Origin of the sequence: Algoriphagus winogradskyi (assembly GCF_900182815.1) — a bacterium.
Taxonomy (GTDB): domain Bacteria; phylum Bacteroidota; class Bacteroidia; order Cytophagales; family Cyclobacteriaceae; genus Algoriphagus; species Algoriphagus winogradskyi.
The window spans coordinates 338,533-354,881 of the sequence record NZ_FXUA01000005.1 but is presented as its reverse complement, the minus strand read 5'-3'; the positions used below and the strand labels follow the sequence as shown (position 1 = coordinate 354,881).

Annotated in this window: 14 protein-coding genes and 1 tRNA gene; 9 read left to right on the top strand and 6 right to left on the bottom strand. The window is 40.7% G+C overall.

Translation table 11 applies throughout. The annotated features are described in order from the left end of the window. Positions 1–159: 159 nt before the first annotated feature. The 4 genes from QOL76_RS14805 to QOL76_RS14790 all read right to left on the bottom strand — a co-directional run bounded on the left by QOL76_RS14805 (position 160) and on the right by QOL76_RS14790 (position 5,034). On the bottom strand, positions 160–2,091 hold the full coding sequence (locus QOL76_RS14805) for a CHU_0125 family OmpA-like outer membrane integrity protein (protein WP_283413748.1): 1,932 nt from the start codon (positions 2,089–2,091) through the stop codon (positions 160–162). Positions 2,092–2,217: 126 nt separating this feature from the next. Beyond that, entirely contained in the window at positions 2,218–2,706 is a 489-nt protein-coding gene (locus QOL76_RS14800; RefSeq protein WP_283413747.1) for a hypothetical protein, read from the bottom strand. Between the two features lie 79 nt (positions 2,707–2,785). Continuing rightward, a complete protein-coding gene (locus QOL76_RS14795; RefSeq protein WP_283413746.1) occupies positions 2,786–3,577 on the bottom strand; it encodes a (Fe-S)-binding protein in 792 nt (263 codons plus the stop codon). Between the two features lie 119 nt (positions 3,578–3,696). Continuing rightward, the gene (locus tag QOL76_RS14790; protein ID WP_283413745.1) at positions 3,697–5,034 is read right to left on the bottom strand and encodes a 4Fe-4S dicluster domain-containing protein; all 1,338 of its coding nucleotides are present in this window, start codon (positions 5,032–5,034) and stop codon (positions 3,697–3,699) included. A 102-nt stretch (positions 5,035–5,136) separates the two neighbouring features. On the opposite strand from QOL76_RS14790, the gene QOL76_RS14785 reads away from it, so the two are divergent. From QOL76_RS14785 to QOL76_RS14760, 6 genes are all read left to right on the top strand, one after another. Beyond that, positions 5,137–5,209, top strand: a tRNA-Phe gene (locus tag QOL76_RS14785). 393 nt (positions 5,210–5,602) lie between these two features. Then, complete coding sequence (locus tag QOL76_RS14780) at positions 5,603–6,094, top strand: RNA polymerase sigma factor (protein WP_283413744.1); 492 nt, start codon at positions 5,603–5,605, stop codon at positions 6,092–6,094. Beyond that, positions 6,091–6,519 (top strand): hypothetical protein, encoded by a 429-nt coding sequence (locus QOL76_RS14775; RefSeq protein WP_283413743.1) that lies wholly within the window; start codon positions 6,091–6,093, stop codon positions 6,517–6,519. Before QOL76_RS14780 ends, QOL76_RS14775 begins: the two co-directional genes overlap by 4 nt. 3 nt (positions 6,520–6,522) lie before the next feature. Then, the gene (locus QOL76_RS14770; RefSeq protein WP_283413742.1) at positions 6,523–7,068 is read left to right on the top strand and encodes a DUF4252 domain-containing protein; all 546 of its coding nucleotides are present in this window, start codon (positions 6,523–6,525) and stop codon (positions 7,066–7,068) included. Positions 7,069–7,211: 143 nt separating this feature from the next. Then, positions 7,212–7,700, top strand: coding sequence for a DUF4252 domain-containing protein (locus QOL76_RS14765; RefSeq protein ID WP_283413741.1), 489 nt, complete (start codon positions 7,212–7,214; stop codon positions 7,698–7,700). Between the two features lie 587 nt (positions 7,701–8,287). After that, entirely contained in the window at positions 8,288–8,854 is a 567-nt protein-coding gene (locus QOL76_RS14760; RefSeq protein WP_283413740.1) for a T9SS type A sorting domain-containing protein, read from the top strand. Between the two features lie 605 nt (positions 8,855–9,459). Here QOL76_RS14760 and QOL76_RS14755 read toward each other — a convergent pair. Together QOL76_RS14755 and QOL76_RS14750 are read right to left on the bottom strand one after the other, a co-directional pair. After that, positions 9,460–11,187, bottom strand: a complete 1,728-nt coding sequence (locus QOL76_RS14755; RefSeq protein ID WP_283413739.1) for a M14 family metallopeptidase — start codon at positions 11,185–11,187, stop codon at positions 9,460–9,462. Positions 11,188–11,199: 12 nt separating this feature from the next. Beyond that, complete coding sequence (locus QOL76_RS14750) at positions 11,200–12,807, bottom strand: M14 family metallopeptidase (RefSeq protein WP_283413738.1); 1,608 nt, start codon at positions 12,805–12,807, stop codon at positions 11,200–11,202. Positions 12,808–13,017: 210 nt separating this feature from the next. Between QOL76_RS14750 and QOL76_RS14745 the strand changes: the two genes are divergently transcribed. From QOL76_RS14745 to hemH, 3 genes are all read left to right on the top strand, one after another. Beyond that, positions 13,018–13,848, top strand: coding sequence for a universal stress protein (locus tag QOL76_RS14745; RefSeq protein ID WP_283413737.1), 831 nt, complete (start codon positions 13,018–13,020; stop codon positions 13,846–13,848). 6 nt (positions 13,849–13,854) lie between these two features. Next, the gene (locus QOL76_RS14740) at positions 13,855–15,090 is read left to right on the top strand and encodes a cation:proton antiporter (RefSeq protein ID WP_283413736.1); all 1,236 of its coding nucleotides are present in this window, start codon (positions 13,855–13,857) and stop codon (positions 15,088–15,090) included. Positions 15,091–15,191: 101 nt separating this feature from the next. Then, positions 15,192–16,220 carry a ferrochelatase gene (gene hemH / locus QOL76_RS14735; protein WP_283413735.1) on the top strand — a complete coding sequence of 343 codons (1,029 nt, stop codon included), beginning with the start codon at positions 15,192–15,194 and terminating at the stop codon, positions 16,218–16,220. Positions 16,221–16,349: the final 129 nt, after the last annotated feature.

Genomic DNA, 16,349 nt, shown 5'->3' with positions numbered 1-16,349 from the left:
TTGCTCCTCAGCAGAGCTTACGTCCTCTTCAAATCTGTCGCAGATTATAATGAAATTTTATACCAAAGTCACCAACTATTTTTGACCACATTACCAAAACCAAAATAGCCTGATCGAATCACTTCGATCAGGCTCTTCTATTTTAGATCAGCTAACTTTTTATTCCTTTATCTCAATTACCTTAAATTCTGTTCTTCTGTTAGTCTGATGCTCTTCTTCAGTAGTTGCATTTTTGATAATCAACTGACTCTCACCATACCCTTTGGCGACTAACCTATCGGCAGAAATTCCTTGGGAAACAATGTAGTCCACCGCAGATTGTGCTCTACGTTGAGATAGGTCTTGATTGTATTGATCCGACGATCTATCATCGGTGTGCGAGCTCAACTCGATTCTGATAGCTGGATTGTCTTTAAGTATCTGAACCAATTTATCCAGTTCGACAGCGGCATCAGGTCTAATATCTGCTTTATCCAAATCGTAATAAATATTCTCAAGAACAATAGAACGATCCAGCACCAGTTGATCCAGCACAATCGTAGTATCCAGCGTAATATTGGTTACGTCTTGTACCAGAGTAGAAATATCCGGGGTTTTTCCTGTGGTCGTGTATGGTATTGATTTAGAGAAATAGCCACTCTTCGAAGCAATGATTGTAAAGTCAGAATCCGGAGTCAAAGTAAATCTTACTCTACCGTTCGTGTTAGAGAAATCTCCACCTGCTTGCTTATTCAAACTATCGTAAAGGACCACTCTTGCTTGCTCCAGAACCTCGTCATCTTTCCCAGCCACTCGTTGCTTGGTATAAACGTTAAGCAAGACATTAATGATTTTTGGCTTAGGAGTTTTGTCCTCAAAGAAATAGATATCATCATCTCCTACTCCCCCATCTCTATTGGAAGAGATGAACCCTGCTTTCGGATATTCTGTAAAAAATAGCGAGAAATCATCATTAGTACTATTGAAGTTTTCTCCGAGATTTTTGATAACCTGCTTTCCTGATGCATCATTTTCTGCAACAAAAAGATCCAGTTTTCCAAATCCAGGATGTCCATCAGATGAAAAGAAGAACTTGCCATCTCCCATAGGTCTTGGGAAAAGTTCGTTTCCTGGCGTATTAATGGTTGGTCCTAGATTCTTTGGATTACCAAAGTCACCATTTGCCAATTTGGTTGCGCTATACAAATCTATCCCTCCATAACCCCCAGGTCTATTTGAGGCGAAGTACAATACCTCGCCGTCTTCGGAGAAAGCAGGTGTAGAATTCCACCAAAACTCATCTTCATTTACAGGCATCCAGATTGGCTGTGTAAAGCCTCCACCTCTGAAATAAGAAACAAAAAGCGCAGTTTCAGGAAGATCTTTGTCCGAAGTAGAATTACCCCGAGCATAAATAATGGTGTTGCCATCCGGACTGATCGCTATCGCAGCTTGGTTCAACCCCTCTTCATTTTTGAATTCTGGAAGAGCTTGAGTTCCACTTACATCTACACGAAGTCCATCTGCTCTTGCTCTAAATAATTTAGTATAGGGTGATCCATCTGCAGGATAGAGTCCGCTTGCCTGACGACCTGATGTGAAATAAATAAAATCCTCACTGATAACCGGCGCATAATCAGGTCCGGCAGTATTTAAGTCTTTATAATTCACCAACTCATGATATGGCCAGTAATCTTCTATGCCCTCCGACAATTTGATGGCTTCAAGTTGACGCTGAGTCTCCGCCAAATACGTTTCATCCTGCGTGTAACCCTTTGCTTTCTCAAAGGCTTCCTTAGCTTCTTCATCTTTATCCTGAGCTTTCAAACTTAAACCTAAGCGATAGTAACTATCAAAAGTAGGATCCACTTCCACAAGTTTCTCATAATAAGGAGCTGCCTCTTCAATTCGGTTAGACAGTCTATAGCTCTCCGCTATAATTTGGTTTGCCTCCTTGTTTTCAGGGTCATCTGCTAAGATTTGAGAAAAGGAATTAATAGCATATTGATATTGACCAGAGAGAAACTGGTCATTTCCTTTTTCCTGAAGGCTCTTGCATGAGGTTACCCCAATGAAGAGTAGTAAGCAAATCCAAAAAAAATGGTTTTTCATCTGTTTATAATTTGTCTTTCAAAGGGCATATGGAATCTCACATGGTAACCTCTCACAATGTTGCGATTGAATCATGTCCGATTTCATCTTAAAGGTGATTGGTGATCTATTCTGAATATTACTAAATTAATTTGGAAAGTATCTGTTCAGCCAGCTATTCCCAGCCAAAATCCATATACTTTCCAAGTCTTTTTTATTCTTAACCTGTGGGTTAATCACGAGGGTTTGAGTATCTATCTCTCCAGAAGTGACTTTTGACTTGATCCCTAAAGCAGAAGCTACGGTGATTTCACCCGTATTGGATTTAAATGTCACCTTACCTTGATCCGTGATATTGTTTTCAATTTCACTCTCCAGCTCACGCAAAGTCCGCACAGAACTATCAATAGAGCAACCGCTAGCCCCTAAGCCTGACTCATCTACTGCTAACACCAAAATTTGGTTGTCCAAAATCTGAAATGAGGTAGGCATTCGATTACCATGTGTATTCCAACCATCACAAAAGGCCGAAAGTTTTCTGCTAATCAACTCCATTTCCTGCTCAGTAAATTGACGTGCCGCTTGGTAAACCCAAACCCGTGAATCTTCTGAAATATCTTTAAATTCTACGTACATAAATGCTTATTACTTATTAGCAAAGAAAAACCCTTTCTACCTAACGGCAAAAAGGGTCAAATTGATTCAGAGAAAATAGTTAAATCCCCATATCCTTGGCGATCATCTCAGCCAAGTCATAGACTTTCACATCAGCTTCTCTTTCCTTGTTCTTCACTCCATCTGTCATCATCGTCAAGCAGAATGGACAACCTACAGCAATTGCACTGGCTCCAGTAGCTAAAGCTTCCTCTGTCCGCTCCACATTGATATCTTTTCTGCCTGGTTCTGGTTCTTTGAACATCTGCGCTCCTCCAGCACCACAGCAAAGCCCCTTGGTCTTGCAACGCTTCATTTCCACCAACTCCACATCTAAAGCTTTGATCACCTCTCGTGGTGCTTCATAGACATTATTTGCTCTACCTAAGTAGCAGGAATCATGGAAAGTGATTTTCTTTCCTTTGAATTCCCCCCCTCCTTTCAACGCCACTTTTCCTTCATTGATCAGTTGCTGAAGAAACTGTGAATGATGAATCACTTCATAATTTCCTCCCAATGCTGGGTATTCATTTTTAATGGTGTTGAAACAATGAGGACAAGCTGTGACTACTTTTTTGATGTTATAGCCATTCATTACCTGGATGTTGGCAACGGCTTGCATCTGGAAAAGAAATTCATTCCCAGCCCGTCTGGCAGGATCTCCTGTACAAGCTTCTTCTGGACCGAGCACGGCAAAGCTTACACCTACTTTATTCAAAATTTTCACAAAAGCCTGTGTAACGGCTTTGTATCTATCATCAAAAGATCCGGCACAACCTACCCAGAATAGCACTTCTGGACTTTCTCCTTTGCCGGCCATCTCGGCCATGGTTGGTACTTTATATGTTGACATGATTTTGATTTACGATTTATGATATTCGATTTACGAGGGCAACTTCAGAGTTATGCCTATTCTCGCTCATTCAAGCTCTATGGGTTACAAAATTTTTCAATTTTTAAATTTTTCAATTGTTAATCTGGAATTTCTTCCTCTTTCACTTTCTCAGCCCAATTGAATCTATCCTGAGGACTGAATTTCCAAGGAGCAAAGCTGGTTTCCATGTTTTGGAACATTGCATTCCACTGAGCTGGCGTTCCTGACTCCTCCATGGCTACATAGCGACGCATTTCCAAAATGATAGAAAGTGGATCAATGTTCACCGGACAAGCCTCCACACAGGCATTACAGCTAGTACATGCATTCAATTCTTCTTTCGTGATGTAGTCACCCAAAAGTGACTTACCGTCTTCAAGACCTTTTCCTCCAGCATCCAAACTTTTACCCACTTCTTCTGCACGATCCCGCACATCCATCATGATTTTTCGCGGAGAAAGTTTCTTACCCGTCAAATTAGCTGGGCACTCTGAAGTACATCTACCACATTCGGTACATGAATAGGCATTCATCACGTTGATCCAGCTCAGATCATTGATGTCTTTGGCTCCAAATCTCCCGATCTCTGCAGGGGGATCAGCAGGTGCATCCGTAGGAATTCCAAGCATCATATTAACCTCATTGGTGACAGCTGGCATATTAGCCATCTCTCCTTTAGGCTTCAAGTTCGAATACCAAGTATTAGGGAAAGCAAGGAATATATGCAAGTGCTTAGAATAGGTCACATAAATAGCAAAGGCCAAAATCCCAACAATATGGAACCACCAAGCAGCTCTCTCTACGAAAATCAAAAACTCAGAACTGAAATTCTCTAGAAGCGGAGAAAGCAAACCACTGAAAAATAGCGTTCCAACAGGTATGTAATGATCTACTCCTCTTGCCGCCAAAATCTGGTCAGCTGCATTCATCTTAAGAATTGCGATCATTAATACAATCTCAATTACCAGAATAATATTCGCATCCATTGCTGGCCAGCCCTTCATTTCAGGCATGGTGAACCGTGGAACTTTAACCACATTTCTTCTAATTAAGAAGATGACGCAAGCAAGCAGAACAGCAAATGCTAGAAATTCAAAAACATTCATAGCCACCGTATATATACTTCCTAAAATCGGAGCGAATAGTCGGTGAGTTCCTAAAATGCCATCCAGCACAAATTCCAATACCTCAAGATTGATCACCACAAAGCCAACATAGACCATGAGGTGAAGAAATGCCGGAAGAAAGCGTTTGAACATTTTTTGTTGACCAAAAGCTACCAGCGCCATCGTTTGCCAACGCTTCTCTGGATGATCATTTCTTGTCTCAGCCTTCCCTAGAAATATGTTTCTGCGGAGAAATTTGACACGTTTGATCAAAAAGAAGCTAGCTGCGCTCAAAATGATCAAAAATATAAGTTGCGGTAAAAAGCTCATAGTGACGTTATTAGCGTGTTTCTTGGGTTTAAATCAATATTTTTTTCTAAAATGACTTGCTTCAAATACTCAAATACCTACCTTTGCATCACTTTACAACAAGGTGATATAGCTCAGTTGGTAGAGCATCGGACTGAAAATCCGTGAGTCGGTGGTTCGAGTCCACTTATCACCACAAGCCATGAAGAAATTCATGGCTTTTTTTATTTGCTTTTTAATCCACAAAGAGCAGAAAGTTTGCACGGAGCGCACAGTCACATATGCTGTAAATAAATTTAGAGTAGTCGACTCCTTTATTATCTTCTTTGTAAATACCATAGCCGTTATTGGTTTATTAGGGAATCCTGAATCATTGGTTGGGTACGAGATAAGCAATTTAACAAATAGTAGGCATGCATACTATTTCCATTTCTAATTTAGAAGCAATTTAGTCTAGTAAGAATTATCTGCCAAAAGCCTAAACAGTTGAGAATCTATAGCTATCCTTTTAGATAGTATGTTTGAAAAACTTTTACTTTTTTTTTATTGCTAGTGTAACATTCGTCTTTCCCATGCATTACCGTATTAAATGAAGTCATTTTTTGAAGCACATATCTGGCCACTAAGAGGCAGGCTCTATCGGCTGGGGTATCTCTGGGTGAGGGATAGATCCCTTACGGAGGATTTGCTTCAGAATGTCTTCGAAAAAACCTTGGATCGAGAAAAAGAACTTCAGACTCATCCCAATTTAACTGCTTGGTTGGTGAGAAGTTTGAAAAATGAAGCTTTGATGCATTTTCGCCAGACCAAGAAATTGGAATCTCTCGATGGCTTAGAGGAATTGGAAATTGAGGAACCGGTGCCTGAGGAAACAAAAGACTCGGTGCGACAAGTGATGAAACTTGTAAAAGGTTTGCCTCTTCGTCAGCAGGAGATTTTTCATCTGAGAGAAGTAGAAGGCTTGAGTTACGAGGAAATTACCGAGCACCTAGACATAAGCCTGGAACAAGTGAAAGTTAACCTTCACCGAGCCAGAAAAAGCATTCGAGAGCGGATGCTCAACCAAAAATCAACCAAATGAACCAGCGAATAGACGAATTACTCGAAAAGTACTGGGAAGCTGAGACTACCCTTGCCGAAGAGCAGGAATTGAAGGAATTACTTCAAGCTGCAGAAGGATATACAGAAGAGAAAATTTTATTCTCCGGAATTAATGAGCTCACTTCGGAAGAACCAACGCTGAAAATGCCTACCAAGACAGTTCCAATCAAATCCAGAAATTGGATGAACTGGGCAGCATCAGTAGCAATTCTAGTGGGCTCTGTCTGGGGATGGACTGTATATGAACAGAAGCAAGCTGAAGAGGAGGCATACATGGAAGTCATGCAAGCTTTTGCTTTGATCCAAACTAATCTATCCAAAGGTCAAGAAGAAATGGGAGTAATGAATGAAATGAGATACCTGAATACAACAAACCAATTATTTGGCAACCCTATAAATAAATAAGCCATGAGGAAAATTCTATTAATTCCGATTTTGCTGTTTGCCTTTATTATAAAAGCGCAAGCTCAGGATGATGCTATCCAACGATTTTTCTCCAAATACATGGATGACGACCGCTTCTCCAGAGTGTACATCAGTCCAAAAATGATGCAAATGGCCGGTGGCTTTCTGAAAAGTAATGCCGGTACGGACAAGGATTCAGAGGATTTAGGTGTATTGATTCAAAAGGTAAAAGGGATTCGAATTCTTTCTTCTGACGAAGTGGATGGAATGACTTTCTACAAGGAAGCTATGGGGACGCTCACAAAAAACAAATACGAGGACCTGATGATTGTCGAAGACAAAGGAAGTAGCCTGAAGTTTATGGTGCGTGAAGAAGGAGGTTTGGTAAAAGAGCTCATGATGATTTCAGGAGAAAAGGGAGACTTCACCTTATTATCAATGCTTGGAAGCTTCACCTATGAAGACCTAAACCTACTTGCTGAGAAGACGGACATTCCAGGCATGGATATGTATGGAAAAGGCAGTAAAGGACCGAAGGGTGTGAAATAAGTATTAAGTATCAATTATCAATTATCAATTATCAATTATCAATTATCAATTATCAATTATCAATTATGGCGAAACTGAAAGACAGTAAGAAGGTTTCACAATTCAAAAATAATTAACTACTAACCACACTTTATAATAAACACATGAAAAAGCTATTCTTAACCCTAGCATTAATTGGAGCAGCGATATCCGTTCAGGCACAGAGCAAAAGTGTCAAGGCTCTTTATGAAAAATACAAAAGTGAAGACGACTTCTTCCACATGGAGCTTGGAGGCAACTTCATGAACTTTGCCGAAGGCTTCAAAATTGACATTGATGAGAATGACATGGCCACTGTGGCGAAGTCAATCGAAAAATTAAACTTCTTTACCCTTCCCGATCATGCAGATGCAGGAAGAGTAGAATATAAAACATTACAAAAAGGCCTTGAGAAAGAAAGGTACGATCTCTTAATGGAGGCGTCTGAAGGCAAAAAAGGAGGAGTGATGGTCTATTCTAAAGGAGGAAATAAGATATCTGACTTGGTAGTCCTCGTAGGCGGTGATGATGGAGACTTAATTGTGGTAGAACTCAAAGGATCATTTGACCAAGAATTGGTAGCAAGAGCTGCTAATTATAAAGGAAAAAACTAATATCTCTCAAAACTTCGGAATTGGATTGATTCCAATTTTTGCAATAATTTTAAAAACAGGTTTAGAAAATCGAGTCTAGACCTGTTTTTTTTGTTTGTATTTAAAAGGCAGGGTAAATAAAAAGCATTTTTCACCAACACTTGTTGTTGATTTAAATCAAATCAGGTGGAATTTGACCCCAATCAAAACTCCTTTTCAAAAGTTTTTTTAATTTTTTTTCACAAAATATACATTGGTGAAGAATAGATATCTCTTTGGGGCATAATTACAATATTTTGTAAAAACATAAAAAACAAATATATATTCTATAAATCGGCCAGTTTTCAGAACACAACAAGTTTCGCTATCGATTGCGAAAGCATTTTATTAAATCCGTAAATATTAAAGCGATTCATTACCAAATCATTAACAATGATCTTTTTTTATTGAAGTATTTGCAATTGATAATTTCAGTCGTACCTTTGAATCGTAATAACAAACCAATCGGTAACCGAATTGAATTACAGCCCAAATTTCCCCACCTGAGACGGAGTAGCCGTCAGGCGGTTAATTTGAAAAATTAGAACCTATTCAAACCAATTATTAAAATGAAAAAATTATTCACATTGCTTTTCGTAGCGGGGATCGCTACAGGAGCGTTTGCCAAATCAGAAGGTGCATCTGTCTTAATTAGACAAACTGAAACTACTAAGGTTGCGGTATCCTTCAATGAAGCACCACAAGGAACTGTGATTGTTAAAATCACAGATTCTGAAGATCGTTTGATCTTGAGAGACAGAATCACTAAGGATGAAGCTTTTGCTAAGAAATATGATTTGAAAGCTCTTCCTCAAGGAAACTACTCTGTAGAAGTAACGGACGAATCAGGCGTATTGAGAACTGCTTCTTTCAACAACTTTGTGGCAGAGACTCCAGCTGTATTCTCAAGAGTTTCTCCAATGGGAGACAACAAATACAGATTGCTAGTAAGCAACCTTGACGCGAAGGACATCGAAGTGATGATCTATGACGGAGACAATTTGATCCACACTGAGAAAATTGACAATCCTCAAGGACTTCACAAAATTTACTCTTTCGATAAAGTAAGTGGAGCAGGTATCAACTTTAAAGTGAAAACTGCATCAGGATTCGAAGGATATGTAACTAGCCTATAAGCTAAACCAACTTCATATAAACTAACCCCGCTTGAGCAATCAAGCGGGGTTTTGTTGTTTAAGGTGACTTAACCGCGGTGGTCACAGAGATAAACGCGGAGAGCGCAGTTTAGAAATGAATTTATGCTGGGGCAATAGATAAAACTTTTACCATTTTCTGACTGAGCGCAGCCGAAGTCCAATTACACCGCCTTTAACACCATTTCGAAGCCAATGGATCTGCGGGACGTTCTGTGTTATTCTACATTTAATGTTATCCTGCTTCTCCAGAAGCAGGATTTTATCTATACAATAAATTAGCCCCGTACCTAAAGGCACGGCAGATAGCACCATCAACTTTCCTTTCCACCCATAGTTTCTCCCTAAATGGACGTGCAAAAAGAAAAAAATAGCCTCCTTGAGCTGCCGCAAGGCCTTCAAATCAAATATTTCGATCCAATTTTTACACAATAGAATTCAATAGAACACAAACTTGCGAACTCTGCGTTAATCTCCGTGTACATTGCGGTTAAACCAAAAAATGCGAAGCATCTCTGCTCCGCATTCGTTTCTTTATTATTAAACCGACTGATCAATGAATACTGATCACTGCGGCTTTACTTTTACTATTTCTTCCAACTAGCCTTTCCTCCTTTGGCAGAATCAACAGTGATAGAATAATTAGAGCCTGAAGAAACAATCCACTTCACTTTCACTCCAGTCATACCAGGCACATTATCTACCAGTATTTTCTCAGGATTATTTTTTTGCTCCGACAATTTGTTGAAGTCTTCATCTTCCACTACAAATCCAGCCACTACCTTAGCACCTGAAATGGTTACATAGTCTGGCCGCTCGATTTTGTATTTGAGATCCTGACTAGCGTGAGTTGGCATCAAGCGCTCGTTATAGATCGTTGCTGTAATTGCTTTTAATCCTCCACCAAGGTCTTCTTCTTTAACATCCATGATGGAAAGCTTTGGCGTGTGATAGGCATGATAAATCGTGAAAGCTACATTTCTATGTGCATCTTGCTCTAGCAAGAAACCTGGATGAGCCCGCCCGAAAGTCTTTTTAAACCCTCCTATTTCCACTGTTCCAAATTGTGGATGCTCAAATTCTTTCCACATCACAAAAGCATCGCCCATAGTCAAGAATTCATCAACTTCGAACATTTCATTTTGACCACCGCCTTGTTTGTGGAAATACAAATATGGCACCATCAGCTCATTGGAAAAGGTAAAAACCCCTCTCACTCCGTAAAACCAATCCAGTTCTCCACCGAAAACAGAGTACAAATCTTTATATACCGTCAGATATCTATATCCTGGAATCATTTCTTCACCCTTTTGCCCGAGCGCATCATAGATTCGAATATCGTTTCTGTTATAGGTACTTACATCCTCTTCTGCACCTGGACCTCTGAGGATCATTCCGCCTGAATTGTGGAAACTTTGAGCTCCTGCGATATTCGGATGCTTCATTACAAATTCCATTATCGACCGGTTTTCAGGCAAGGTAAATGGATACTTCAATGCGCCACGCTGAATGTAGTCTGGTTGCCAATTCCAACCCCAGTCTCTATTTGGATCATAATAGCCTACGCCATCGTCATTCACGCGACCATCACCATCACCATCCGTGCCTTCCTGACCCAACATTTCATACTCACCCATTTTATCCGCACCTACCATAATCAGTTTGCGTGGATCCTGTGGATCTTTGATATAGCGACCAGTCGGAGATTTTCTAATCATCATTGTGATGTGTCCATCGCCATCCAGATCATCCATTCCATCTTCCCCAGCTACCCCATCTCCATCATTATCTAAGATCATCATTCCGGATCGTGGTGAATTTGCAGTATTTGGCTCCAAGAAAAAGTCATTTCTTGCATCTGGATTTATGGTTGGTGTGATGTAAAACACCTTGTCCTTCAGGAGCTGCTGGATAAATTCATTATCAGCAAACATCTCTGTCAGGTACCAAGCACCATAAAGAGAAAATTCTCCGCCCTGGATTTCATTGGAGTGAATATTCCCATCGATCCACATTCCTGGTTTATCGGTATCTTTTCCGGTGGAAAAATCCGTAATCGTCAATGTCCACATGTCCCTGCCCTCGTAGGATTTACCGATTGATTCCAATTTGGCAAGGTTAGGATGCGCTGCCGCGATCTTCTTCATATTATCCACCAAACCCTCGTAAGTATAATAGCGATTGAAAGCGATATCTACTTTTGGATTGTGTGGAGTACCGACTGCGCGGAAAAATTTCTCCTGCGCATCTGCTTTATAACTTCCTAGGCTAAGTACTCCAACAGCCAAGGCAATGAGCATTTTTGTTGTTTTCATCTTTTTCATGGCTTATAGTTTTACAGAAGTAGAAGTGAATCCGGCATGAGAAGCACCGGCTTTTACAGTCACATTTCCTGAACCACGAATAATCCAGCTAAAACTAGCCTTCTCAAATGCGCCCAAAGACTCCATTAGTTCGATCTTATTTCCTGAAACTATGTCATCGGGATCAGCACTCATATCAATTCTAATTTGTCTTAGCCAACGTGATTGCTCTCCCATCTCTGAGTGGGTTGGAATAGCAGAATTATTAAACAGGTCCATAGTCACTCGTGTCAATCCATTACCAAGTGACTCTGATTTTACATTATGCAGTTCAAGTTTTGGCTGCATCTCCGCCAACTTAAGAATGAATTCGGTATGCTGATCTGCGATTTCACCTACTTTCCCATAAGAAGGAGTAGTCATCACAAAAGGCTTGATGCCTCCCACTTCAACTTTTTTACCTGGAAAATCCGGATGCTGAACTTCAGTCCAAGAAACAAAAACATCATTCATCGCTAGTGAATCTGCCCAAGCTAAATAGTTGGCTTCCGCATTTGACTTGCCTTTGCCAGTAGAATCTTTGAATTCAGGCACCCAATACCCCGGTGTGCTGAAACTCAATCTTCCAAAGTGGAAATAAGCCCATTGGAAGAAATCCCCATCAGTGCCTTGATTATCCTGCTGGTAAGCCTTCTGCTTAACGGTTTCTTTATAGACATCAGAAATCATAGCGTTTATAGCCTGATCTTTCTCCAAAATAGAAGTGACCACCCTCTTCTTTGCATTTCCTGCATTGTACTTCAATGGTGAAGACAAGTTGTTAGCTGGAGAAAAAGTAACAAAGGCGAAAATATTCCATTGCTCAAATAGATAGTCAAGAAGCGCGCGAGACTCCTTTTGGGTCACTGGCATATCACCAGCCAATGGCTCAAAAACAGGGAATTTATAGGTTAAAGACTTATTGAAAGCAATTCCTTCTTGTAGGTCTTCAGCGAACTCTCCATCCTTATCATCATCTTTTGATTCCTTATAAAGTGAATATTTCCCAGCTTCTCCCTTGGCTTTATCCACTTTCACTAATACACGCTCATCTTCTTTGGAAAGAACGTAATCTCCCATAGGATCTTCTACTCGCATCATGGTGATCAGACCATCACCATTCAGATCAGTATATCCACTTCCTCCCGGAGTTCCATCCCGATCATGATCAATCGACACCGCATTGCCTCTTCTTTCATATTTCAATGAAGCGAAGTACTGCTCGTAAGCGTCTGGAGACATGTTGGGAAAAATGTAAAAAGTCGTAGTCTCAAGCGCTTCCGCATGATCTGAAACCAGCTTTTCAGCAAATTGTGTAGCCAGCTCCACGCTCAGCACCTCGTAGCCCTCCACTCCGCCTACTACAGCGATGGCCGGTTTTTGATTCAGTTCACCAGTGCCCACTTTAAGCACCCAGATATCTTTGCCACCTTCTGTTTTGGTGAGTGAGGTGAGCGTGGCGGAAGCATTGGATGCCACGTTTTGCAAACGCTGATTGAGTTGATTAAGCGTGGGGTACTCCGATTGCGCAAATGCAGCACCTGAAAGCCCCATACCTCCCATCAACAACCAACTGAGTAGTGTTTTCTTCATAAATCGTTTGGGTTTTAATTCTCTGATTATTGTAATCCTGAAAAAGATTAACCCTAAATTTTACTAAAATTTCGGGACAAAAAGCCTTTTCCTTATTCGGAACGCCGAAATAACACTTGAATGGATTGGGATCAGGATAAATGGAGTTGAATTAAAAGTATTGTACAGATCGGGAAAATTCGCTTATTTAAGGTCATTAGCTTTTTCAATATGTATCAAAAAGTAGCCCTTGCCATAGCTTTTTCCCCTAGGATGGAAGCTTTGATTTCAGAAACAAAACGACTTGTTCAGCTTTTCGGCTCCGAACTGATCCTAATTCATATAGGTAAAAAAACGGATGAACTAGAGGCCAAACTTGGTGAAATCATGATAAAAAATGGTTTGGATGAGAGCAAAACCAAGCTAATCTGGAAAGAGGGAAAGCCAGTCAAAATGATCATCGAGGCCTGTAAGGAAGAAAATGCGGACCTGTTGGTGGCTGGGGCTTTGAAGCGTGAGGGATTTCTGACCTATTACATGGGATCAGTGGGCAGAAAAATCATCCGTAAATCTCCCTGCTCAGTTTTGACTTTGATTGAGCCGAAAGTTCAATCTACGGTTTTTGAAAAAGTAGTGCTCAACGGAACTCAGTTAGAAATCACTGCTAATGTGATCGAGTGTGGAATTATTTTCTCCAAGGCGGTAAAGGCAGATCAAGTTCACATTTTGAATGAAATAAAAATGTATGGTCTCCAAATGGGCACTGCCAGTGAAGACTCTGAAGAGGAAGCATCAAATACCAGGCGGCAATTGGTGCAGAATGAAGTGGAATATGTAGAGGGAATTTTAAAGCAAATAGATCAAGGGAATTTGAAGATAAATATTAAAGTGACTGGAGGAAGATGGGCAGTAGAATTGGCTAGATTTTGTGAAAAAATCGAAGCAGACTTGCTGGTAGTGGGTGATGATCAAAAACTGAATTTTTTCGACAGGATTTTCCCACATGATTTGGAAGACCTATTGAGCACTTTGCCTTGTAATTTATTAATCGTAAAAAATTAAACCTCCATGGAAACGTTAGGCCATAAGGAGGTAATTAATTTACTCCTCCAACTCGCATCTATTCTTATATTGGCTAGAGTCTTTGCTGAATTGGCAAGGAAGTTCAAGCAACCTGCCGTGGTAGGTGAAATCTTTGCCGGGATCATCCTCGGACCGACCATTCTCGGAAATTTCTTTCCTGGAGCTCATGAATATTTATTCGCATCACATGAGATGACAAACATAGCCTTTGATGGCTTTGTGCAGATCTCAGTAGTACTTTTGCTATTCATAGCAGGATTGGAGGTGGAGTTACATATTGTTTGGAGCCAGGGAAAAAAGGCGCTTTACATAGCTGTGGCCTCGATGATCCTTCCAATTATAGCTGGATTCGTGGTGGCATACGCATTCCCGGAGTTTTTAGGAGTTAATATCAATGACAGAATAGTAGCTTCCACCTTCTTTGGTTTAGCTATTTCCATTACGGGGTTAGCTATTGTAGCAAGGATTCTCATGGATTTGAATCTCTTCAAAACCTCCTCTGGTCTTCTTATTATAGCTGGAGCTATGATAGTAGATGTATTGGGCTGGCTGATCTTCTCGGTGATTCTATCCCTGTCTGAGTCTGGTAGCGATGGTTTAGGAGTATGGCCCACAATTGGACTTACCTTACTATTTACTTTAGTAATGCTAACTATTGGAAAGGGATTGATCAACAGAGTATTGCCCTGGATCAATAAGAAACTGGCCTGGCCGGGAGGCTTACTCTCGCTTTCCCTAGCGCTCTGCTTTTTGGCAGCATCATTCACCGAATTCATAGGTATTCACGCTATTTTTGGCGCATTTATCATTGGGGTTGCACTTGGAGATTCGGAGTATTTGACGGAAAAAGCCAAAGAGATTTTACATCAGTTTATCAATAACATTTTTGCTCCTATCTTCTTTGTTTCCATTGGACTCAAGGTAAACTTCATCACTGGATTTGATCCGGGAATAGTCGGAGTTGTGATTATTGTAGGCTTAGTGACAAAGTATTATGGAGCTTACTTCGGAGGAAGACTTGCAGGGGTTCCGCGCAAAGAATCCATTGTCGCTGGCTTTGGTATGAGCACTAGAGGAAGTATGGATATCGTACTGGGATTGATAGCTTTAGAAAACGGCTTGGTCACTGAGCCACTGTTTATTGGTCTGGTGATTTTAGCGATTATTGCCAGCATGACTGCTGGGCCGCTCATAGGCTGGGCGAGAAATCTCAAGATATAAAAGCTTTTTTCAATCGTTGATTATTAGGATCAATTGGCTAAATCTAACAATCGGACGTATTTTTGGGTTCTGAATCGCAAATCCTCATACAAAGAGCTCTCATGAATAAATCCGGAAAAATCGGCGTTTTGCTGGTGAACCTGGGAACACCAGATAGTACCGCTACCGGCGACGTAAGAAAATACCTTCGCGAATTCCTGATGGATGGTCGTGTAATAGATATTCCAGTTGTTTTCAGATGGATGCTAATCAATTTAATTATTGCACCATTTCGAGCTCCAAAATCAGCTCATGAATACAAAAAACTATGGACGGATCGCGGATCTCCCCTACTCTTTCATACAGAAGATCTTCGAGATAAATTGATTGAAAAACTTGACGCCAAGCAATACAAAGTAGCGATCGCAATGCGCTATCAAACGCCTTCCATAGAAGCTGGATTAGAGGAATTGCAGAAAGCACATGTCACCAAAATCATCGTACTTCCACTTTTTCCTCAGTATGCTTCGGCATCAACAGGCTCTGTGCAGGACAAAGTGATGGAGATAGCAAGAACCTGGCAGATCATTCCTGACATTTCATTTATCAGTAATTTCGTAGAACAACCTTTATTTCTAGAGGCTTGGGCTGAACGTGGCAGAGCTATGCTGGAAGGGAAAGATTACGATAAAATCCTCTTTTCTTACCATGGACTCCCTGAGCGCCATATACTCAAAGGTTCTGTAGATGGCTACTGCCAGCTTGGTGCTTGCTGTAATAAATATGGGGCTAAAAACCATTATTGCTATCGTGCTCAATGCTTCAAAACGACTCGATTGATAGCCGAGAAACTGGGTATCCCAGAAGAGAAAACAGTGAATTGCTTTCAATCCAGATTAGGGAAAGATCCATGGGTAAAACCTTACACGGATGATGTAATTGATGAGCTGAATAAGCAAGGAGTGAAGAAGGTACTAGCCTTCTCCCCAGCATTTGTAGCTGATTGTCTTGAAACTACTGTGGAGGTAGCTGGCGAATACCGGGACAAATTCCTCGAAGGAGGTGGAGAAGAATGGGACTTGGTTCCTAGCTTGAATTCCGAAAACACTTGGGTAGAATGTGTGAAGGAAATGGTGCTGGAGCATTCTTGAATTAATTGACTTTAACCGCCGAGTGGGCGGAGTATATCGCAGAGGGCACTACTGTTGTCCTCTATTTGAATCAATCAGGGCTAAAAGCCCTTAATAACCCAGCCCTGACTAAAGGGCTGGTTTTTTTTT